Consider the following 19,024-nt stretch of genomic DNA (forward strand, 5'->3'; position numbering starts at 1 on the left):
CCGCACGGCGCCCGACAAGCGTGGCGAGGAGACCCGAACGATGCACGGACCCCTTCCGGCGCATGCCGGCGCCAAGCCACCGCCAACCCGCCTGCCGAAGCGTCTCGTCCGCGCCCTGTGCCTCGACGATTTCGAGCCGATGGCACGGGCGCACCTGCCGCGGCCAATCTTCGGCTATGTCGCTGGCGCGGCCGAGCGCAACGCCTCGCTCGAGGACAATCACCGCGCCTTCTGCGAATGGGGCTTCGTGCCGCGGATCCTGCGCGACGTCTCGCGCCGCGACCCCGCCGCGACGCTGTTCGGGCGGAGGTGGAGCGCCCCGTTCGGAATCGCGCCGATGGGGCTTGCCGCGCTCGTCGCCTATCGCGGCGACATCGCGCTTGCCGAGGCCGCGAAGGCCGCGAACATCCCCTTCGTCCTCTCGGGCTCCTCGCTGATCCGGCTCGAGGAGGTGATCGCCGCAAACCCGGAGGCCTGGTTCCAGGCCTATCTCCCCGGGGCGGCGGAGCGGATCGAGAAGCTGATCGACCGTGTGGCGGCGGCAGGCTTCGGCACCCTGCTCGTGACCGTCGATACGGCCGTTCTGCCCTCGCGCGAGAACAACGTGCGCAACGGGTTCTCCACCCCGCTTCGCCCCTCGCTCCGGCTCGCCTGGGACGGGCTGATCAAGCCGCGCTGGCTCATCGGAACGTGGTTCCGCACGCTCGCCCGCTACGGCATGCCGCATTTCGAGAACAGCTTCGCCGAGCGCGGCGTGCCGATCCTCGCCCGGAACGTGCTGCGCGATTTCACCGCCCGCGACCATCTCAACTGGGAGCATCTGGCACTGATCCGACGCCGCTGGAAGGGGCGGCTCTTGGTGAAGGGGATCCTCCACCCGGAGGATGCGCGTCTTGCCCGCGAGCACGGGGCGGATGCGGTGATCGTCTCGAACCACGGCGGCCGCCAGCTCGACGGCTCGGTCTCGCCGCTGCGCGTGCTGCCCGCTGTGGTGGCGGCGTCCGGCGACATGCCGGTTCTGTTCGACGGCGGGGTGCGGCGCGGCACCGACGTCTTGAAGGCGATGGCGCTCGGGGCGCGCTTCGTGTTCGTGGGCCGTCCGATGCTCTACGCCGCGGCCGTTGGCGGAGCCGAGGGGGTCGGCCACGCGATCGCGCTTCTGAGGGGAGAGCTCGACCGCGACCTTGCGCTGCTCGGCATCGACACCCCCGCTTCGCTCGGGCGCGACAGCGTGTTCCGCCTGGCGGATGGGCTGCTCCCGGGGCTCGGGTGAGCGCTGCGCGGCTTACGCCTGCGCGGGCGGAAACCGCCGCAGGAGGACGAGCATGATCGCAAGCCCGGGCAGGGCGGCGGCGGTGGTGAGCAGGAAGAAGCGTGTCCAGCCCATCGCCTCGGCGAGATACCCGGACAGGCCTCCGACGGTGCGCAGCGGCAGGGACGCGAGCGATGAGAGAAGCGCATACTGCGTGGCGGTGAAGGCCGTGCTCGTGAGACCGGAGAGATAGGCGACGAACGCGGCATCGGCGAGCCCGTCGGTCGCGTTCTCGATGCCGACCTGCGCCCAGAGAAGGGGAAGCGAACGGCCGGCCTCGGCGAGCGCGACATACATCAGGTTCGACAGCATCTGGCCGAGCCCGGTGACGACGAGCGCCCGCCCGGTGCCGACGCCCGCGACGAGAACGCCGCCCAAGGTGACGCCCGCGAGCGTGGCCAGAAGCCCGAACACGCCCGAGACGGCGGCGACCTCCTCGCGCGCGAAGCCGAGCGCGCGATAGAACGGCGCCGTCATGATCCCGGCGAGCGCCTCGCCCAGCTTGAACAGAGCGACGAAGCCGAGGATCAGCCACGCACCCGGCCGGCAGAGGAAATCCCGCACCGGCGCGACCACGGCGGCGGCGAGCCAGGCGCCGATGCCGCTGCGCGCTGCCCGTTCGGGCGGCCGCGGCTCGCGGGCGAGGAACAGCGTCGTCGCGAGCCCGACCGACATCAGCAAGGCCATCGCGAGGAAGGCCCCTCTCCAGCCGACGCGTTCGACCGAGAACAGCACGCCCGCATTGGCGACGAGGAGCGCGATTCGATAGCCCCAGACATAGGCCGCGAGCCCGAGCCCCTGGCGCCCGAGCGGAAGGCTCTCGATGCGGAAGGCGTCGATCGTGATGTCCTGCGTGGCCGAGAGGAACGCCACCGCAACGGCCGCCGCGACCGTCCCGGTCGCGTTCCGGGCAGGGTCGGTCAGCGCCAGCGCCGCGATCGCCGCGGCGAGCAGGAGCTGGACCGGCGCGAGCCAGCCGCGGCGTCGGCCGAGGCTCGGCAGCAGCGGCGGCGCATGGTCGAGCACCGGCGCCCAGAGGAACTTGAGCGAGTAGGCGAGGCCGATGAGCGCGGTGAGCCCGATCGCGCCGAGGGGAACATTCGCCTCCGAAAACCATTGCCGCAGCGTGAAGCCGGTGAGCGGCAAAGGGAGGCCTGCCGAGAAACCGAGAAGCAGCATCACAAGGAGCGGCCGGTCGGGCCGAAGCGCAGCGGCGAGGCGCATCCCGCGCTCACTCCGCAGCGGCGGGGGCGGAGAATTCGGGAACCATCACGGAGAGGATCGCAAGCGCCGCCTTCTCCCGCCCCGCCCGCGCCTCTGCCGCCGCCTCGTCGATCGCGCGGGCGACGATCGCGAGATCGACCACACGCGGCCGCGCGACCAGAAGCCCGGGCACGCCGAGCGGCACCAGCTCCTCGCGGCCGTGGAACAGTTCCTCGTAGAGCTTCTCGCCCGGCCGCAGACCGGTGAAGACGATCTTGACGTCCACCTCCGGCCTCAGCCCGGCAAGCCGGATCATCTTCCGCGCGAGATCGAGGATCCGCACGGGCTTGCCCATGTCGAGCACGAAGATCGCGCCCCGCTCCACCGCCGCGGCTGCCGCCCCACCTTGCAGCACCGTCGCCATGGCGATCAGGACGAGGCCGACCGCCTCGCGCGTCGTCATGAAGTAGCGCATCATGTCGGGGTGGGTGACGGTGAGCGGCCCGCCGCGCGCGAGCTGCGCCTGGAACAGCGGCACGACCGAGCCGGTCGACCCGAGAACGTTTCCAAACCGAACCGTCACGAACCGCGTCGGCCGCGCCGCCCCCGCGGCGCGAAGATCGAGCCCCTGGCAGTACATCTCGGCAAGACGCTTGGTCGCACCCATCACCGAGGTTGGGTTCACCGCCTTGTCGGTTGAGATCAGCACCACCGCCTCGGCGCCAACAGCGACCGCCGCGTCGGCGACGTTCCGCGTGCCGTAGGCGTTGGTGAGGATCCCCTCGAGCGGGTTCGCCTCCACAAGCGGCACGTGCTTCAGCGCCGCGGCGTGGAACACGAGCTCGGGGCGCACAGCGGCGAACAGGGCGGCGATGCGCTCGCGGTCGCGGATGTCGAGGATCACCGCCTCGCGCGCGAGCCCCGGGTGCGCCACCCCGATCTCCATGTCGATCGCGTAAAGGGCGTACTCGCCGTTGTCGACGAGCGTGAGCCGCGCCGGCTGGGCTTCGGCGATCTGGCGCACGAGCTCGGAGCCGATCGAGCCGCCGGCGCCGGTCACCAGCACCCGCTTGCCGCGCGCCACCGCCGCGATCAACGCCCGGTCGATCGGGCGTTCGGGCCGGTCGAGCAGCTCCTGCGGGTCGGACGGGGTATCGTCGGGCCGCCGCAGCGGCGCATAGGGGCGAAGATCGGCCGGGCGCGGCACCTCGAGAAGCGCAAGCCCCCGCGCCTCCGCCACCTCGCGCAAGCGGGCAAGCGCGAGACCCGAGGCGGAGCGTGCGGCGAGCGCGATCGCCGTCGGCGAATCGCGCGTGCCGGCGAGGCGGTCGAGCACGGAAGCGGCCTCGTCGAGCGTGCCAAGCACCCGCACGCCATGCAGCCTCTGGCCGACCATCGAGCGATCGACGGTGACGACGCCGACGACACGGAACCGCACCGCGCTGCCGCGCGCGAGCGCCCGCAGGAAGAGCTCCGCCTGGTCGCCGGCGCCGGCGAGCAGGACCGGACGCGCGTCGGGGTCGCGCCGCACGCCGCCGAGGATCGCGAGCCGATACAGGCCGCGAGCGGCGAGGGCGGTCGCGGGCAACAGAACCACGAGAAAGGCGAGTGCCCAGGGCGCGACGGGGCCGGGCCACAGGAGTGCCGTGGCGAGGCTGGCGGCCAGAGCGGCGAGCGCCGAGGCGGCGGCGGCGCGCGCCATCTCTGCCGTGCCGCCGTGACGCCAGGAATCGCGCGGCACGCCGAATACGAGATGGATCAGCACCGTCGCGGCGGCGGCGGCGAGCACGAGCAGGGCGGCGGCACCAGGCGCGAGCCCGCCCCAGGCGGCTCCTGCGAGCGCGGCGAGGGAAGCAGCGGCGGCGGCGGCCATCGCATCGACGGCGAGGATGGCCGGAAGCCTCGGCAGGCGTCGGAGCGAGGGCGGAAGCAGGGCGAGGATCACGGGGCGGCCTCGAACGGCGCTCTCTCGGCGGCGCGACTCGGCCGGCGATCAGCCCCTGGGCGCGCGGGGCTGCACCCTAGGCAAAAGCCCGCGCCGGATCAAACCCCCGCCACCCGCTCAGCTTCGGGCGAGCTCCTGCTCTACGAGTGTGGCCCAGAAGCTTGCCCCGATCGGCAGGATCGCATCGTTGAAATCGTAGTTCGGGTTGTGCACCGGCACGCCGCCCGTTCCGTCCGGCCCCCTCTGGCCGAAGCGGACGAAACAGCCCGGCACCTTCTCGGCCATGTAGGCGAAGTCCTCCCCGCCCATGGTCAGGGGCTTCTCGCGGTGCACGCGCGACGGGCCGAGCAGTTTCGCCGCGGCGGCGGCGGCGCGCTCTGTCACCTCCGGGTGGTTGAACACGATCGGGTAGCCGCGCGTGTACTCGAATCGCGCCACGGCGCCTTGGCTTTCGGCGGTGGCGCGGGCGATCGCGGCCATCTGTGCCTCGAGCATGTCACGCGTCCCGGGCTTGAGCGTGCGCACCGTGCCGTTGAGGAACGCCGTCTCTGGGATCACGTTGCCGGCCGTTCCGGCATGGAACTGGGTGATCGAGAGAACCGCAGAATCGGCCGGGTCGACGCGCCGCGAGACGAGCGTCTGCCAGGCGAGCACGATCTGGGCGCCGATCGTGATCGGGTCGATCGTCATATGCGGGCGCGCGGCATGGCCGCCGCGACCGTCGATGTGGAGCACGAAACGATCCGAGGCCGCGCTGTTCGGCCCGGCAACGACATACATCTCGCCGACCGGAAGCGTGGGGTCGTTGTGCGCGCCGTAGACGGCATCGGCCGGGAAGAGCTCGAACAGACCCTCCTCGACCATAACGCGCCCCCCGCCTCCGCCCTCCTCTGCCGGCTGGAAGATAAAGTGCACCGTGCCATCGAAGTTCCTGGTCTCGGCGAGGTAGCGGGCGGCGCCGAGCAGCATGGCGGTGTGCCCGTCATGCCCGCAGGCGTGCATCTTCCCCTCGAACCGGCTGCGGTGCGGCATGTCGTTCGCCTCCCGCATCGGCAACGCGTCCATGTCGGCGCGGATTGCGACGGCGCGGCTCGAGCTGCCCACCTTGAGCGTGCCGACGACGCCGGTCTTGGCGAGCCCGGTGTGCACCGTGATGCCCCAGGAGGCGAGCTTTTCGGCGACGATGGCGGCGGTGCGGTGCTCCTCGAAGCCGAGCTCCGGGTGGGCGTGCAGGTCGCGACGCCACGCGGTCATCGCCTCGGCGAAGGCGGCGATCCGGTTGTTGATCGGCATGGGGTGTCCTGGGTGGCTGGTCGGGGGAGGGAAGCACGCGCAGCAGGCGGGGGGAAGGGTGGGGGGGCCGAGAGAGCGAAAGACCTGCTACGGCGTGAGTTCAGCCGACGGATGCCGTCCCGGTCGAGGCGTCCACCCGATCGACAAGGCCGCCCTGCCCAATCTCCGCCAGTGAGGCATGCTTCGGCGGGTCACCTCTCGCATCGAGGCGCGCCGGGCTTTTCCAGCCCGCGGTGCTGAGGTGAGCCGCCCCACCCTCCGGTCCGGCCCTGATCGGATCGCGCCGGCGGACCGCGCCCCAAATCCGGCCCGAGGCCGCGTCGAGGCCCTCCCTCACGCCGCCTCGGCCAGCCCTTCGGCCGCCACACGGTCACGCCCCGACGCCTTGGCGGCATAGACGGCACGATCCGCCGCAGCGAGCAGAACACGCGGTTCGGAGACATCGAGCGGCACAATCGAGGCGGCGCCGATGCTCGCCGTCACGATCCCGTGCGGCGACCCTTCATGCAAAAGCATCAGCGCGTGCAGACGCGCGCGTATCCGCTCGCCGAGCGCGACCGCTCCCGGAAGGTCGGTGTCGGGCAACAGGACCGCGAACTCCTCGCCGCCGAGACGGGCGACCACGTCGTGCGGGCGCAGCGCGATCGACGCGAGCTGCCGCGCGACGCGGATCAGGCAGGCATCCCCCTCGAGATGGCCGTAGCGGTCGTTGAACTGCTTGAAATGGTCGATGTCGATGATCAGGAGGCCGAGGGGCAGGGCCTGGCGCTGCGCGCGCTTCCACGACGCCTCGAGCGCACGGTCGAAGGCGCGGCGATTGGCAAGCCCGGTCAGCGGGTCACGTTCCGCGAGTTCGGAGAGATGGCGGTTCGCCGCCTCGAGCTCGTGTTTCGCCGCCTCGAGCGCCGTCTGCCGCCGGGTGATCTCCGCCGCCATGCCGGTGAAGGCCTGGGCCAGGAGCGCGATCTCGCGAACCGCCGGCCGGTCGGCCAGGGGCGGCGGAACCTCGCCGTCGCGCAGCGCTTTGGCCGCCTCCGCGAGCGCCAGGAGCGGCCTGCCGATGCGCGCCTGCGCGACCCAGAGCGCCGCTCCGACCCCGGCCGCCGCGGCGGCGGCGATCAGCCCGAGCGCGATCAGGAGCTCGCGCGTGATCGGCCCGACGATGCTCGCGCGGTCGGTCGCGACCGCGATCGCAAGCCCCGTTGAGCGCGTATGGGCGAAGCCGACGATGCGATCGCGCCCCGCGAAATCGGCAACAGCGGCCCAGCCGGCGGGTGCCGCAAGGATCGCCTCGATGAACGGGTGGGCGGCGGGGCGATCCGCCGGCGGAAGGTCGGCGATGCGCGGGTGGGCGGCGAGCACCTGGGCATTGTCACTCACGATCAGAGCGAAGCTTTCGCCCCCCGACTCGTCGCTCATGGCGTGGACGAGACGCGCGAACCAGCCGAGATCGAGCGGAGCGACCAGGACCGCCGGAGTGTTCGGCAGCCTCGCCCCATCCTCGGACGGCGGCCCTGCAGGAACGGCGTGGGCGACCGGAAGCACCACCTCGCCGGTCAGCCGCCCCACCACGGGCGTGCCGACGACGAGGCCGGGCGAGGCGAGAGCACGCCGCAGATAGGGCCGGTCGCCGAGGCTGACCGGCGTCGCGGGGATGCCGACGCTGGTGCAGAGAACGCGCCCGTCGCCCGCAACAACAAGAACGCGCTGGATGAAGGGCTGGGTGGCCGCCACCTTGGCGGCGCGCGCCACGCACTCCGCCCCGACGGCCCAGTCCCCGGCGCTCCGCGCGGCATTCTCCAGCGTCCGTGCGACCGAGTCGAGCATCTCCTCGAACAGCCGCACGGCCGCCTCGGCGGCCTGCTGCTGCTGCCGGGCCGCATACTCGACGGCGAGGCTTCGGGCGCCGCTGCCGAGCTGGGCGAGCACGACCAGCGCCGGGGCAAGGGCGAGCAGCATCAGCGCCACGACGAGCCGTCCCAAACCGCTGCGGAAGAAACTCTGCGCCATGCACGCCTCGGTTCCGCCGGCCGCGTCGGATCGCGACTCCCGGCACCGAACAGATCGCGCAGGAGGATGAACAACTCCCCAACGGCGCAGATCGGCACAACGCGGAAGCGTCGGCCCACTCCGCCGCGGGCCGACGCCGGGGCGGCGCGCGACAGGGCCTCAGGGCGAGGCGCGTGCCTCGTAACGCGCCGCCTGCCACACCTCGCGCGCCGCATCCGCGTTCAAGGCCGCGATCGCAAGCCCCACGATCACGTCCGGCCAGGCCGAACGCCAGATGAAGGCCGTGACCAGCCCGGCGAGAACCATGCCGAGATTCGCTGCCGCATCGTTCCGGGCGGAGAGGAAGGCAGCCCGCGTCAGGCTGCCGCCTTCCGTGCGGTGGCGGGGGAGCATCAGCGCGCAGGCGAGGTTCACGGCGAGCGCGCCAAGGCCTGCGAGGGTGAGCAGAACCGGGGCAGGAGCGACCGGTTCGAGCAGCTTGCCCCAGGCGGTCCAGAGCGTGGCGATGGCCGGCACGAGCAGGATGGCCGCGAGCGCGAGTCCAACCCGCGCCCGCCACACGGCGCTCCAGCCCAGCGCGAGCAGGATCAGCAGGTTGACGGAGGCGTCCTCGAGGACGTCGATGCTGTCGGCGAACAGCGCCACCGAGCCGATCACGGCGGCGACCGACACCTTGACCAGGAAATACCCGAGGTTGAGCGCGACGACGCGCCGCACCGCCGCGCGGAGCGACGGATCGGCGAGAGCGTCCGACACGCGCGCTGCGCGTTCGGCTCGCGGCCAGGGCCCGCGCGGCTCAGGCCGCCGCCTCCTCGGACCGGCGCTCCATCTTCCGTCGCTGGTGCGGGTCGAGGAAGCGCTTACGCAGCCGGATCGCGCCTGGGGTCACCTCGACAAGCTCGTCGTCCTCGATATAGGCGATCGCCTGCTCGAGGCTCATCCGCCGCGGCGGGGTGAGCAGCATCGCGTCGTCCTTGCCGGCGGCGCGGATGTTGGTGAGCTTCTTCTCGCGCAGCGGGTTCACCTCGAGGTCTCCGGCGCGGGCGTTCTCCCCGATGATCATCCCGACATAGACCTTCTCGCCCGGGCCGATGAACAGCGCCCCGCGCTCCTGCAGGTAGAAGAGGGCGTAGTGCACCGCCTCGCCGTCGGCGTTGCTGATCAGCGTGCCGTTGCGCCGCCCCTCGATCGGCCCCTTCCACGGGCCGTAGCCAGCGAACAGGCGGTTCATGACGCCGCTGCCGCGCGTGTCGGTGAGGAACTCGCCGTGGTAGCCGATCAGGCCGCGGCTCGGGATCAGGAAGACAAGCCGGGTCTTGCCGCCGCCCGAGGGGCGCATGTCGCGAAGCTCTCCCTTGCGCGCCGACATCTTCTCAACCACCACGCCTACGTAGGCGTCATCGACGTCGATCAGCACCTCCTCCATCGGCTCGAGGCGCTCTCCCGTCGCCTCGTCGCGTCGGAGGATCACGCGCGGACGGCCGATCGTGAGCTCGAACCCCTCGCGGCGCATCGTCTCGATCAGCACGCCGAGCTGCAGCTCGCCGCGCCCCGACACCTCGAAGGCCTCCGACTCCTCGCTCTCGCGCACCTTGATGGCGATGTTCCCCTCCGCCTCGCGGAACAGCCGCTCGCGGATCTGGCGCGAGGTCACCTTCCTGCCCTCGCGCCCGGCAAGCGGGCCGTCATTGATCCGGAACGTCATCGCGAGGGTGGGCGGGTCGACCGGGATCGCGGGAAGCGGCAGGGCAAGCTCGGGCGCGCAGATCGTGTCCGGAACCGTCGCCTCGGCGAGCCCGGCGACGGCGATGATGTCGCCGGCCGCCGCCTCCTCGACCGGAACGCGCTCGAGGCCGCGGAAGCTCATCAGCCGCGCAAGCCGCCCGGTCTCCACCGCCGTGCCGTCGGGCCGCAAGACCTTGAGCGGCATGTTGAGGCGCGCCCGCCCCTGCTCGATCCTGCCGGTCAGCACGCGGCCCAGGAACGGGTCGTAGTCGAGGATGGTCGCCACCATCGCGAAGCTGGCCTCTGCGTCGAGCCGCGGCGGCGGGACGTGGGAGAGGATCAGCTCGAACAGGGCGGAGAGGTCACGCCGCGGCCCCGAGAGCTCCCGGTCGGCCCAGCCCTGGCGGCCGGAGGCGTAGAGCATCGGGAAGTCGAGCTGGGCATCGTCCGCTCCGAGGGCGGCGAACAGGTCGAACACCTCGGTGTGCACCTCGTCGGGGCGGGCGTCCTGCCGGTCCACCTTGTTGATGACGACGATCGGGCGAAGCCCGCGCGCGAGCGCCTTGCCGACGACGAACTTCGTCTGCGGCAGCGGGCCTTCCGCCGCATCGACGAGCACGATCGCGCCATCGACCATGTTCAGGATTCGCTCCACCTCGCCGCCGAAATCGGCATGGCCAGGCGTGTCGACGATGTTGATCCGGTGGCCGCGCCACAGCACCGAGGTGCACTTGGCGAGGATGGTGATGCCGCGCTCGCGCTCGAGATCATTTCGGTCAAGCGCGCGTTCGGCCACCGCCTGGTTCGCCCGGAACGCGCCCGACTGCCGCAGGAGCTGGTCCACGAGCGTGGTCTTGCCATGGTCGACATGGGCGATGATGGCGACGTTGCGGATCTCGGAGCTCTGCATCGGGCCTTCCTGAATGGCGGCGAACCGTGGCTCCTGGGCAGCCGCGCGCGTGCCCAAGGGTCGTCAGGTCCAACCGTTCGGCTTCTTCCGGCGGCAGAGATAGGGGTCCGGGCGGACGGATGCGAGGGAAAACGCGGGCGGGGCAGGTTCGCCTCGGGCGTGCGCCCGGCGCGGCGGTGTCGCGGCCGCGGCAGGGTGGCTCCCTCAGGCGTCGGCGCCGAACCGCTCCTCGGCAAGGGCGGCGAGCGAGCGCATCGGCCGCGCGCCGACATGGCTGATCACCTCTGCCGCGGCGAGCGCCCCGAGCCGGCCGCACCGGCCGAGCTCCCAGCCGCGCACATGCCCGGCGAGGAAACCGGCTGCATAGGCATCTCCCGCCCCGGTGGTGTCCACCACCTCCGCGGGCTCTGCCTCGATCACGTGCACCGCATCGCCGCAGACCACGACCGAGCCGCGTTCGCTCCGCGTGAGGCAGGCGATCCTCGTCTCGGCGCGGGCGGCGGCGAGCGCGTCCTCGAACCGGTCCACCTGGTAGAGGGAGAGAATCTCGGCCTCGTTGGCGAACAGGATGTCGACCTCCTCGCGCACGAGGGCACGGAAGGCCTCGCGGTGGCGGGCAACGCAGAACGGATCAGACAGCGTGAGCGCAACCTCGCGCCCGTGCGCGTGCGCCACCTGGGCGGCCTTGCGGAAGGCGGCCTGCGCGGCCGGCGGATCGAACAGGTAGCCCTCGAGGTAGGTGACGGAGGAGGAGGCGACGAGGGTCTCGTCGATGTCATCCTCGTCGAGGTTCACGCAGGCGCCGAGATAGGTGTTCATGCTCCGCTGCGCGTCGGGCGTGACGAGGATGAGGCAGCGCGCCGTCGGCGGCCCGCACTCGGCCGCAGGCGTTCGGAAGGCGATGCCGGCGGCGCGGATATCATGGGCGAACACCGCGCCGAGCTGGTCGTTCCGCACCTTGCCGATGAAGGCGCCTGGAGGGCCCGCACGCCCGACGAGGCTCGCATAGGCGGCGAGCGTGTTGGCCGCCGACCCGCCGGACACCTCGACGGCGGGGCCCATGGCGTCATAGAGCGCCTCCGCGCGGGCGGCGTCGATCAGCGTCATCGCCCCCTTGGTGATCCCCTGCTCGGCGAGGAAGGCATCGTCGCAGCGCGCCACCACGTCGACGATCGCGTTGCCGATGCCCAAGACACCGTATCGAGACGATCTGTCCGCCATGCTCTCCTGCCGCTCCTCTGCCCCGAGGCCCTCGCGGGGCTCTTAGCGCGCCACGCGGCGCTGCGCCATGATGCCGCTGATGATCAGCGCCTGGCTGCTCGCTCTCGCCCAGTTGTCCGATCCGCGCCTGCGCCGGCCGCTGCTCCTCGGCCTCGGCGCCGCGACGGCCCTGTTCCTCGCCCTGATCGTGGGCGGCAGCTGGCTCGTCGCCTCGGCGGCATCGGGAGGGGGCTGGCTCGAGCGTGTCGTCGACGCGCTCGGGGCGATCGCGTCGGTGGCGGTCGCGGTTCTGCTGTTCGGCCCGGCCACGCTTCTGGTCGCGGGGCTTTTGCTCGAAGACGTCGCGGCGGCGGTCGAGGCGCGGCACTATCCGGGCCTGCCGCCGGCGCGGGTGAGCGGGCTCGGCGAGCAGCTCGTGGCGGGGCTCCGGCTCGGCGGGCGCCTGCTCGCTCTCACCCTGCTCGCCCTGCCGGTCGCTCTCCTTCTGCCAGGCTTCGGCTGGGCCGTTTGGCTTGCGGTCGCGGCCTATGCCTACGCGCGCGACTATGCCGAGCTTGCGGCGCTTCGCCGGATGGACCTCGCCGCCGTCCGCGCGTGGCGGCGCCGGCACCGGCTCACCCTCTTCCTCGCCGGCCTTCCGGCAGCCCTGCTCGCTCTCGTTCCGGTCGCCAACCTGCTCGTGCCCGTGCTCGGCGCGGCGGCCTTCACCTATCTCGCGATCCGCCTCGGCCCTGCCCCCCGCCCGGCTCGGGCGGCGCCGTGAAGGGGCGCGGGCCTCCGTTGCAGCGGCAGAGGACGGGTGTATGATCCCGCGCCTGCCGCGCCGGCCTCTACGCCGGCCCGGCAGGCCCCCGAGAAACCGCCCCGGACGACGAAGGATCACCGCCCTGTCCCTCTTCCCCAAGACCCGCAAGCCGTCCGACCCATCGGCGCCGCAGCAGGCGGCGTCCGAGCCCCGACCTATGATCCGCACGAGCGAGAGCACCCCGCAGATGGCGACGAAGCCCGGCTTTCCCGCGACCGGTATCCCCCCCGCACCCGCTCCTGCGCCGACGCCGACGCTCGGCATCCGCCAGGCCGCCCCGGCCGCCTCGGCCGCGCCCCGTGCGGCGGCGGAACGTCGGGCGCTCACCGTCGGCCGCGGCATCTCGCTTTCTGGGGGGGCGATCAGCGACTGCGAGCGGCTCGAGGTTCACGGCACGGTTGAGGTCAGCCTCAACCATGCTCTCGAGCTCTCGATTGCCGAGACGGGCGTGTTCCGCGGCGAGGCGGAAATCGAGGAGGCTGACATCTCCGGCGCCTTTGACGGCGCGATCACGGCGCGGTCCCGGCTCGTGGTCCGCTCTACGGGGCGGCTCTCGGGCACGATCCGCTGCGCGCGGCTGATGGTCGAGGAGGGCGCGCAGGTCTCCGGCCGGATCGAGATGATCGCCCCTGCCCCGGCGGCGGCTCCGGCCGGCCCGGCTCCTGCCGCCGCGCCGGATCCCCACGCCGCCCCGCCGGCCGAGCCGGTCTTCGCCCGCTCCTGACGCGTTCCGGAGCCTTGGCGGGAGGAGTGCCGTCGATTCGCCCATCCGCTCTCGCCATGCTCTCGCTCGCCGCCGCGCAGGCACTGCTTCTTGCCTGCTCGGCCGCGCAGCCGGACGGGGAGGTGGCGGCCGTCGCCCCTCCCGCCCGGATAGCGGTCGCGGCGGCGGCGTGGCCGGAGGGTGCATCGACCGCCGGCTTCGTTCCCGCCTCCGCCGGTCGCGCGCCGGCCCGCCCCCTCCCGTCGCGTTTCGTGGGCCGCTCGCCCCGCTCTGCCCGCGACCTCGCTGGGCTGACGGATGGCCAGCTGATCGCGGTGATGGGCGAGCCCGACCTCAGGCGCGTCGAGGAGGGCAGCGAGGCGTGGCTCTACCGGAGCCCCCTCTGCCTGCTTGATGTGTTTCTCGAGTCGGATGCGCCCGGCGAGGAGCCGCGCGTGGTGCTCGCCACGGCCCGGCCGGCAGGCACAACGCTGCTTGTCGAGGAAGCCTGCCTTCGCGCGCTCGCGCGGACCCGCGCCGGCCTTCGCCCGCCTTTTCAGCCCTGACCCGGCCGGATCCGGCGCCCACGAGCGGGCGTGCGGTGCCGCCGCGCGACGGCTTGGACCTGAGACGAGCAGGATCAGCTGCGCCTTGCCGCCGCCCCCCGCGCAGGCCGCTCTTCGCGCGCGGCGCGCGCCGTCGCAGCCCCTCGATCAGCCGTAGCGCAGAAGCCGCGGCCCATGCGCCGCGAGCCAGGCCTTCGCCGCCTCCGTGTGCGGCGTGAGCCGCGCGACCGCCGCCCAGAAGCGCGGGCCATGGTTCATCTCTGCAAGGTGCGCGACCTCATGCGCCACTACGTAATCGAGCACCCAGGGCGGCGCGAGAACGAGCCGCCAGGAGAAGGCGAGCGTCCCGTCCGGCGCGCAGGAGGCCCAGCGGCTTTTCGGGTCCTTGATCGTGACGCGGGTGACGCGCCGGGCGAGCCGCGCCGCGTACTCGGCCGCGCGCGGGGCGATCTCGGCCTTCGCCCTTGCCCTCAGCCACGCGGTGACGCGTCGCGATACGAAGGCCGCCTCGCCCGAGACGTGGATCTCGTCCCCCTCGAGCCAGACGCCGCCGATCGCGCCAGGGCGGTGGCGGATGGTGTGGGCACGGCCCAAGAGCGGCACGCTCGCGCCATCCTCGAACGGAACGCGCGGGCTCAGCGCGGCGAGACGGTCCGCCACCCAGGCCGCATGGGCCTTGAGCAGGGCGAGCCCCTGGGCCCGCCCGGCCCGAGGCGGGAGGGTGACGACGACCGCGCCGGCGGCAGGGTCGATCCGCAGCGTGACGCGGCGTGCGCGCGGGCTGCGACGCCACTCGACCTCGGCGACACCGTGGCCGAGCGACAGCGTTTCCCGCGCCCTTTTGGCGCGCGGGGCAGAGGCTCGATGTGGCGCTCGCGCCATGGCCATGCCTCAGCATGCCAAACGCGCCGGTGGCGGTTCAACCGCCGGGCTCGGAGCGTGCGCGAGACGACGCCGGCAGGGACGGGCTAGTCTCCGCGGGCCGTGGTCCAGCCCTCCCCGCCCTCGACACGCCGGCCCGATGCGCTGGCGTTCGCCCTGCTCGCCGCTCTGGGTGCGCTCTGGGGGCTGACGCCGGCGCTCGGCAAGGCCGCCTTCGGCCTTGGCGCGACCCCGCTCGCCTACGTGTTCCGCTCCGCCCTCGTCGCCGCAACGATCCTGTTCGTGGTCGGGCTCGTACGTCGCCGACCGCTGCCGCTCGACGCAAGCGGCCTCCGCTTCCACCTTGGCAGCGGCCTTGTGGGCTTCGCCGTGCCCAACCTGATCGGCTTCCTCGCGCTGCGCCATGTCCCGGCCGGCCTGTTCGCGATGGTGATCCCCGCGGCACCGCTCGTGACGTTCACCCTCTCCGCCGCCCTCGGCCTCGAGCGCGCGACCCTGCGTCGTTTCGCCGGCGTTGTGGTGGCGCTCGCGGGAACGCTGCTCGCCCTCTCCCCGGGCGCCGCCCTGCCCGAGGGCGGCGCTCTCGGCTGGGCCTTCGCCTCGCTCGCGGTTCCCGCCTGCTACGCGTGCTCGAACGTGTTCGCCGTGCGCTTCCGCCCGCCCGGGGCCGACCCGCTCGCGCTCGCCTGCGGCACCGCCTCCGGCGCGGCAGCCTGGCTTGCGCTCGCCGCCTCCGTGCCCGGAGAGCCCTGGGGGCCGCTTGCGCTCGCGCGCCCCTTCCCGCCGTACGACGTCTTCGCCGCGGCGCAAGGGGCGCTGACGGCCGTCGCCTACGCGATCTATTTCCGGCTTCTCACCCGCCACGGCGGCGTGTTCGCCTCGCAGGTCGGCTACGTGCTGGTGCTGACCGGGCTCGGCTGGGGCTGGGTGCTGTTCGGCGAGGTTCCGGGGCCGCTGATCGTTCCGGCGGCCGCACTGATCTTCGCGGGCCTTGCGCTCGCCACCTCGCCGTCGCGCGGCCCGAGCCCGTAGGCGCGCACGAGCGCCCAGACATGCCAAGGCACCATCGCCTTCATCCGCGCGGGCTTCTCGCGGCGGAGATGCACCACCGTCTCGACCGCCTTCATCTCCACGCGGGCGCGCGCGAACTCAAGCCCCCGCGGCCCGATCCGGGGCATCAGCCACGAGACGATCGGCCTGAGCCAGCCGGGCATGCGACGCAGCGGCAGCCCGCCCGCAGCGCGCAGCGTGTTGGCGAGGAAGCCCTTCACGTGGGCCGCGCGCCTGCCGCCGCTGCGCGGTTCGGAGAGCACCACCTCGCCCTCAAGCAGCGAAAGGAGCTCCTCGCCGCGCTCGTTGCGCACGATGAGCCACTGCTCGCCCTCGCCGCCCATGTAGCCGACGGTGATGTCGGCGAGCACGTTGGTGTAGTCGACGCAGGTTCGGCAGGTGAGGGGGAAGAAGTCGGGCGGCAGTTTCGAGATCGGCAGCTCGAGGAACGGGATCTCCCGCTTCGTTCCGTTATCGAAGCGGAGCTCGACGCGGTAGTCGGCGCGGAACTCGAGATAGGTGATGGTCTCGGGGCGGTCGGAGAGCAAGCGGAGGAAGTCCCAGAATCGTTCCGTGGTCGTGTTGTCCGAGCACGGCGTGCCGATGACGAGGATGCGCTCGAAGCCGAGCCGACGCTCGAGCGCGCGCAGCGCATGCACCTGGCAGGGAATGCCGATCAGGGCGATGCGCCGGTGCCCGGCGGCGGCGGCCGGTTCGAGCAGGGCGAGAAGCGGGGCGAAGCCCATGCGCATGCCGCGGACGCGCGCCATGCCTTCGGCGCGCGTCACGATCACCGGAACCGGGCGCCAGCGGTCGTCCTCCGCCGGCGCGACGGTCAGCACCGCATCCACCGCCCCGGTCTCGAGCAGGCGCTCGGCGAGCCGCGTCGCGATCCCCGTCCATTGCGCCTCCGCAAGGGGCTTGGCGAGTCGGGCGCGCAGCATCCGCCGGAACGGGCCGAAGTGGAGCTCGTCGGGGCGAAGGGGGTCGCGCGCGCGGCCGTGCACGGCGCGCTCCATCGCCGGATAGTCGGGCGCGATGAACTGGCAGGCGTGGCCGCAGGCCTTGTGGTCGGCCATCCGGGAGACGCCGCAATCGGTGCAGAGGCCGCGCGGCGCGGCCTCGCGCAGCCTCGGGGCGAGGATCCCGCCCCCTTCCGGCTCAGGCGGCGTGCGCGAGTCCACCGATGCCGGTCGCGTCGAAGGCGGCGAGGAAGGGGCCGACCTTCTCAGCGGCGAGCGGCAGGTTCGGCGGGCGGATACGTCGCCAGGCCGGGTTGCCCGTCCGCCGCGCCACGATCTCGCGCAGGCCTGCGATCAGCGGCACCGAGGTCGCGATCCGGCGCGTCGCCGTCAAAACCGCCTGCGCCGCCTCCTCCGCGGCCCTGTCGCCTGCGCGGAAGGCGCGCACCACGGCGGCGGCGGCGGCGCAGTTGACGTTGGCGGCGGCGGTGATCGAGCCAGCCCCGCCGTCATGCAGGATGCGCGAGAGGAATTCGTCGGAGCCGGAATAGACCTCGAAGCCTTGGGCGGCGAAGGCATCGATCATCGCCTTCATGTTGCCGTAGTCGCCGGAGGAGTCCTTCACGCCCTTGATCACGCCGGGGAAGGCCGCGAGCAGGCGCCCGATCAGCTCGAGCGAGAACGGCACGGCCGATTGCTGCGGGAAGTGGTAGAGATAGACTTTCACCCCGCCGCCGACCCGGTTGATCACCTCGGAGAACCAGGCGAACAGGCCATCATCGCTCGGGTTCTTGTAGTAGAACGGCGGCAGCATCAGAACGCCCGGGCAGCCGAGGCGCTTCGCCGCCTTCGTCAGCTCGACGCTGTCGGTGAGCGCGGCGCAGCCGGTGCCGGGCATCAGCTTCTCGGCCGGAATGCCGGCCGCGACCAGCCCCTCCATCACCGCGATCCGCTCCGCCACCGAGAAGCTCGTCGCCTCGCCTGTCGTGCCGAGGATTCCGAGGCCGTCGCAGCCGTTCTCGAGCAGCCAGCGGCAATGCGACGCCATCAGCGGCACATCAGGCGCGAGGTCAGGCCCCATCGGCGTGAGCACCGCGGCGTTCACCCCGCCGTAGAGCGCCCGCTCGAGCATCGGTTCCGTCGTCGTCATCTCCTCCTCCCCGCTCCGCAGGGGCAGGTGACGCGAGGCGGGCCTCTGCGTCAACCCGCAGGCTCGCGCGCCCCTCTCGGCCAGCGCCGCGGCCAGGAGACCACATGGTCCTCGAGCGCGCCCGCGTCGCGCTCGCTGACCGCCCGGCCGCGCACCGAGATGCCGGCCGTGTGCACCGTCTCGGGGCTTCCGGAGACGAGCGGGTGCCACCAGGGGAGGTCCTTGCCCTCGGCGACGAGGCGATAGGCGCAGGTGGGGGGAAGCCAGTCGGCCTCCCGTACCACCTTCGGGGTGAGGCGAACGCAATCGGGAACGCGGCGGAAGCGGTTTGCGTAGTCGCTGCAGCGGCAGGAGCGGAGGTCGAGCAGCCGGCAGGCGACCTCGGTGAAGGCGACCGCTCCGTCGTCGGGGTCACGCAGCTTGTGCAGACAGCAGCGGCCGCAGCCGTCGCAGAGGCTCTCCCACTCCCGCGGGCTCAGCTCCTCGAGCGATTTGACCCGCCAGAACGGCTCCGCCGTCCCGGGCGCGTCGGGGGCGGGTTCAGCTCGTCTGCGAGAAGGCGGCAAGCGCGGCACGGAGATTGTCGGCGGCGGGGTTGTGCACCTCCATGCGCAGGACGATGTCCTCAGCCGAGACGGGGCGGCCGAAATAGGCGGCGTTGTCCTCGTTCCGGCGCGACAGGATGCTTCCCGAGAGGCTCACCCCGGCGAACAGGCCGCGCGACCGCGACACCGCAACGATGTCGGCGCTCAGCGCCGCGGTGGTCGATCCCTCGATGCCGGCGCCGATGGTCGCGATCGCGAGCGAGGCGTCGGCGCCGAACTTGAACTGGCTCTGCAGCAAGGCGTTCAGCGCCCGGTCGTTCATGATGAACAGCATCATCTGGCTGTCCTGAACCCCGGCCTGCAGCCCGATTGAGCCCGAGCCGATGCTGTAGAAGGCGGGGGAGGACCAGTTGCCCGCCCCGTCGCGCGCGACGAGCACACCCGACCCGCCCTCGCCGCCGAGGATGAACCCGCCGCGGAAAATGCGTGGGAACACCATCACCGCGCGGGCGCGCTGCAGGAGGGTGCGGATGTCGGCCGCGTGCCGGTCACGCATGAACTCGTTGACCGTGAGCGTGGCGCGATCGACCAGCGCCTGCTGGTCGGCTGCGGCCAGGGCCACGCGCGGCGCGGCGATGAGGCACGCGGCGGCGGCGAGAAGCCGGCGGCGGGTGCCGGAGGCGGCGCTCGGGCGGGTCATGGCGTCTCCCTCGGTGCAGAGGTCGTCAGACGAAGGCATGGG

At 72.5% G+C, this 19,024-nt stretch carries 16 protein-coding genes and 1 pseudogene; 5 read left to right on the top strand and 12 right to left on the bottom strand.

Annotated features, from left to right (window positions below; all coding sequences use genetic code 11):
* Nucleotides 1-40 precede the first annotated feature (40 nt).
* The gene (locus KO353_RS07090) at nucleotides 41-1,273 is read left to right on the top strand and encodes an alpha-hydroxy acid oxidase (protein WP_218287003.1); all 1,233 of its coding nucleotides are present in this window, start codon (nucleotides 41-43) and stop codon (nucleotides 1,271-1,273) included.
* Nucleotides 1,274-1,285: 12 nt separating this feature from the next.
* On the opposite strand, the gene KO353_RS07095 is transcribed toward KO353_RS07090, so the two are convergent.
* The 7 genes from KO353_RS07095 to KO353_RS07125 all read right to left on the bottom strand — a co-directional run bounded on the left by KO353_RS07095 (nucleotide 1,286) and on the right by KO353_RS07125 (nucleotide 11,619).
* Nucleotides 1,286-2,536, bottom strand: coding sequence for an AmpG family muropeptide MFS transporter (locus KO353_RS07095; RefSeq protein WP_218287004.1), 1,251 nt, complete (start codon nucleotides 2,534-2,536; stop codon nucleotides 1,286-1,288).
* A 7-nt stretch (nucleotides 2,537-2,543) separates the two neighbouring features.
* Nucleotides 2,544-4,460, bottom strand: a complete 1,917-nt coding sequence (locus KO353_RS07100) for a polysaccharide biosynthesis protein (protein ID WP_235692053.1) — start codon at nucleotides 4,458-4,460, stop codon at nucleotides 2,544-2,546.
* A gap of 117 nt (nucleotides 4,461-4,577) precedes the next feature.
* Nucleotides 4,578-5,753 carry a M20 aminoacylase family protein gene (locus KO353_RS07105; protein ID WP_218287005.1) on the bottom strand — a complete coding sequence of 392 codons (1,176 nt, stop codon included), beginning with the start codon at nucleotides 5,751-5,753 and terminating at the stop codon, nucleotides 4,578-4,580.
* Nucleotides 5,754-6,086: 333 nt separating this feature from the next.
* Complete coding sequence (locus KO353_RS07110) at nucleotides 6,087-7,763, bottom strand: diguanylate cyclase domain-containing protein (protein ID WP_218287006.1); 1,677 nt, start codon at nucleotides 7,761-7,763, stop codon at nucleotides 6,087-6,089.
* A gap of 159 nt (nucleotides 7,764-7,922) precedes the next feature.
* Nucleotides 7,923-8,519: a cation transporter gene (locus KO353_RS07115; protein WP_218287007.1), complete on the bottom strand. Its 597-nt coding sequence runs from the start codon at nucleotides 8,517-8,519 to the stop codon at nucleotides 7,923-7,925.
* A gap of 40 nt (nucleotides 8,520-8,559) precedes the next feature.
* The gene (gene typA / locus KO353_RS07120; RefSeq protein WP_218287008.1) at nucleotides 8,560-10,398 is read right to left on the bottom strand and encodes a translational GTPase TypA; all 1,839 of its coding nucleotides are present in this window, start codon (nucleotides 10,396-10,398) and stop codon (nucleotides 8,560-8,562) included.
* Between the two features lie 204 nt (nucleotides 10,399-10,602).
* Complete coding sequence (locus tag KO353_RS07125; protein ID WP_218287009.1) at nucleotides 10,603-11,619, bottom strand: adenosine kinase; 1,017 nt, start codon at nucleotides 11,617-11,619, stop codon at nucleotides 10,603-10,605.
* A 79-nt stretch (nucleotides 11,620-11,698) separates the two neighbouring features.
* On the opposite strand from KO353_RS07125, the gene KO353_RS07130 reads away from it, so the two are divergent.
* From KO353_RS07130 to KO353_RS07140, 3 genes are all read left to right on the top strand, one after another.
* The gene (locus KO353_RS07130; RefSeq protein WP_218287010.1) at nucleotides 11,699-12,382 is read left to right on the top strand and encodes an EI24 domain-containing protein; all 684 of its coding nucleotides are present in this window, start codon (nucleotides 11,699-11,701) and stop codon (nucleotides 12,380-12,382) included.
* A 199-nt stretch (nucleotides 12,383-12,581) separates the two neighbouring features.
* Nucleotides 12,582-13,148: a bactofilin family protein gene (locus tag KO353_RS07135; RefSeq protein ID WP_235692054.1), complete on the top strand. Its 567-nt coding sequence runs from the start codon at nucleotides 12,582-12,584 to the stop codon at nucleotides 13,146-13,148.
* Between the two features lie 26 nt (nucleotides 13,149-13,174).
* Complete coding sequence (locus KO353_RS07140) at nucleotides 13,175-13,693, top strand: hypothetical protein (RefSeq protein WP_218287011.1); 519 nt, start codon at nucleotides 13,175-13,177, stop codon at nucleotides 13,691-13,693.
* Between the two features lie 147 nt (nucleotides 13,694-13,840).
* Here KO353_RS07140 and KO353_RS07145 read toward each other — a convergent pair whose 3' ends face one another.
* A complete protein-coding gene (locus KO353_RS07145) occupies nucleotides 13,841-14,575 on the bottom strand; it encodes a M48 family metallopeptidase (RefSeq protein WP_218287012.1) in 735 nt (244 codons plus the stop codon).
* 102 nt (nucleotides 14,576-14,677) lie between these two features.
* On the opposite strand from KO353_RS07145, the gene KO353_RS17130 reads away from it, so the two are divergent.
* Nucleotides 14,678-15,607 carry a DMT family transporter gene (locus KO353_RS17130; RefSeq protein ID WP_456236928.1) on the top strand — a complete coding sequence of 310 codons (930 nt, stop codon included), beginning with the start codon at nucleotides 14,678-14,680 and terminating at the stop codon, nucleotides 15,605-15,607.
* Between the two features lie 305 nt (nucleotides 15,608-15,912).
* On the opposite strand, the pseudogene KO353_RS17135 reads toward KO353_RS17130, so the two are convergent.
* From KO353_RS17135 to KO353_RS07165, 4 genes and pseudogenes are all read right to left on the bottom strand, one after another.
* Nucleotides 15,913-16,704: pseudogene (locus KO353_RS17135) on the bottom strand (Coenzyme F420 hydrogenase/dehydrogenase, beta subunit C-terminal domain); the annotation flags it as partial.
* Nucleotides 16,705-16,786: 82 nt separating this feature from the next.
* Nucleotides 16,787-17,737 (bottom strand): dihydrodipicolinate synthase family protein, encoded by a 951-nt coding sequence (locus KO353_RS07155; RefSeq protein ID WP_218287013.1) that lies wholly within the window; start codon nucleotides 17,735-17,737, stop codon nucleotides 16,787-16,789.
* 50 nt (nucleotides 17,738-17,787) lie between these two features.
* Nucleotides 17,788-18,303 (bottom strand): YcgN family cysteine cluster protein, encoded by a 516-nt coding sequence (locus KO353_RS07160; protein WP_218287014.1) that lies wholly within the window; start codon nucleotides 18,301-18,303, stop codon nucleotides 17,788-17,790.
* Nucleotides 18,278-18,982: a lipid-binding SYLF domain-containing protein gene (locus KO353_RS07165; protein WP_218287015.1), complete on the bottom strand. Its 705-nt coding sequence runs from the start codon at nucleotides 18,980-18,982 to the stop codon at nucleotides 18,278-18,280. Before KO353_RS07165 ends, KO353_RS07160 begins: the two co-directional genes overlap by 26 nt.
* Nucleotides 18,983-19,024 lie beyond the last annotated feature (42 nt).

This window comes from Elioraea tepida, assembly GCF_019203965.1.
Classification (GTDB): Bacteria; Pseudomonadota; Alphaproteobacteria; order Acetobacterales; family Acetobacteraceae; genus Elioraea_A; species Elioraea_A tepida.

Bases quoted from the DNA above. Each gene is read 5' to 3' on its own strand.
- KO353_RS07090 (WP_218287003.1), top strand. From the start codon at position 41: ATGCACGGACCCCTTCCGGCGCATGCCGGCGCCAAGCCACCGCCAACC.
- KO353_RS07095 (WP_218287004.1), bottom strand. From the start codon at position 2,536: ATGCGCCTCGCCGCTGCGCTTCGGCCCGACCGGCCGCTCCTTGTGATG.
- KO353_RS07105 (WP_218287005.1), bottom strand. From the start codon at position 5,753: ATGCCGATCAACAACCGGATCGCCGCCTTCGCCGAGGCGATGACCGCG.
- KO353_RS07110 (WP_218287006.1), bottom strand. From the start codon at position 7,763: ATGGCGCAGAGTTTCTTCCGCAGCGGTTTGGGACGGCTCGTCGTGGCG.
- typA (WP_218287008.1), bottom strand. From the start codon at position 10,398: ATGCAGAGCTCCGAGATCCGCAACGTCGCCATCATCGCCCATGTCGAC.
- KO353_RS07125 (WP_218287009.1), bottom strand. From the start codon at position 11,619: ATGGCGGACAGATCGTCTCGATACGGTGTCTTGGGCATCGGCAACGCG.
- KO353_RS07130 (WP_218287010.1), top strand. From the start codon at position 11,699: ATGATCAGCGCCTGGCTGCTCGCTCTCGCCCAGTTGTCCGATCCGCGC.
- KO353_RS07135 (WP_235692054.1), top strand. From the start codon at position 12,582: ATGATCCGCACGAGCGAGAGCACCCCGCAGATGGCGACGAAGCCCGGC.
- KO353_RS07145 (WP_218287012.1), bottom strand. From the start codon at position 14,575: ATGGCGCGAGCGCCACATCGAGCCTCTGCCCCGCGCGCCAAAAGGGCG.
- KO353_RS07155 (WP_218287013.1), bottom strand. From the start codon at position 17,737: ATGACGACGACGGAACCGATGCTCGAGCGGGCGCTCTACGGCGGGGTG.
- KO353_RS07165 (WP_218287015.1), bottom strand. From the start codon at position 18,982: ATGACCCGCCCGAGCGCCGCCTCCGGCACCCGCCGCCGGCTTCTCGCC.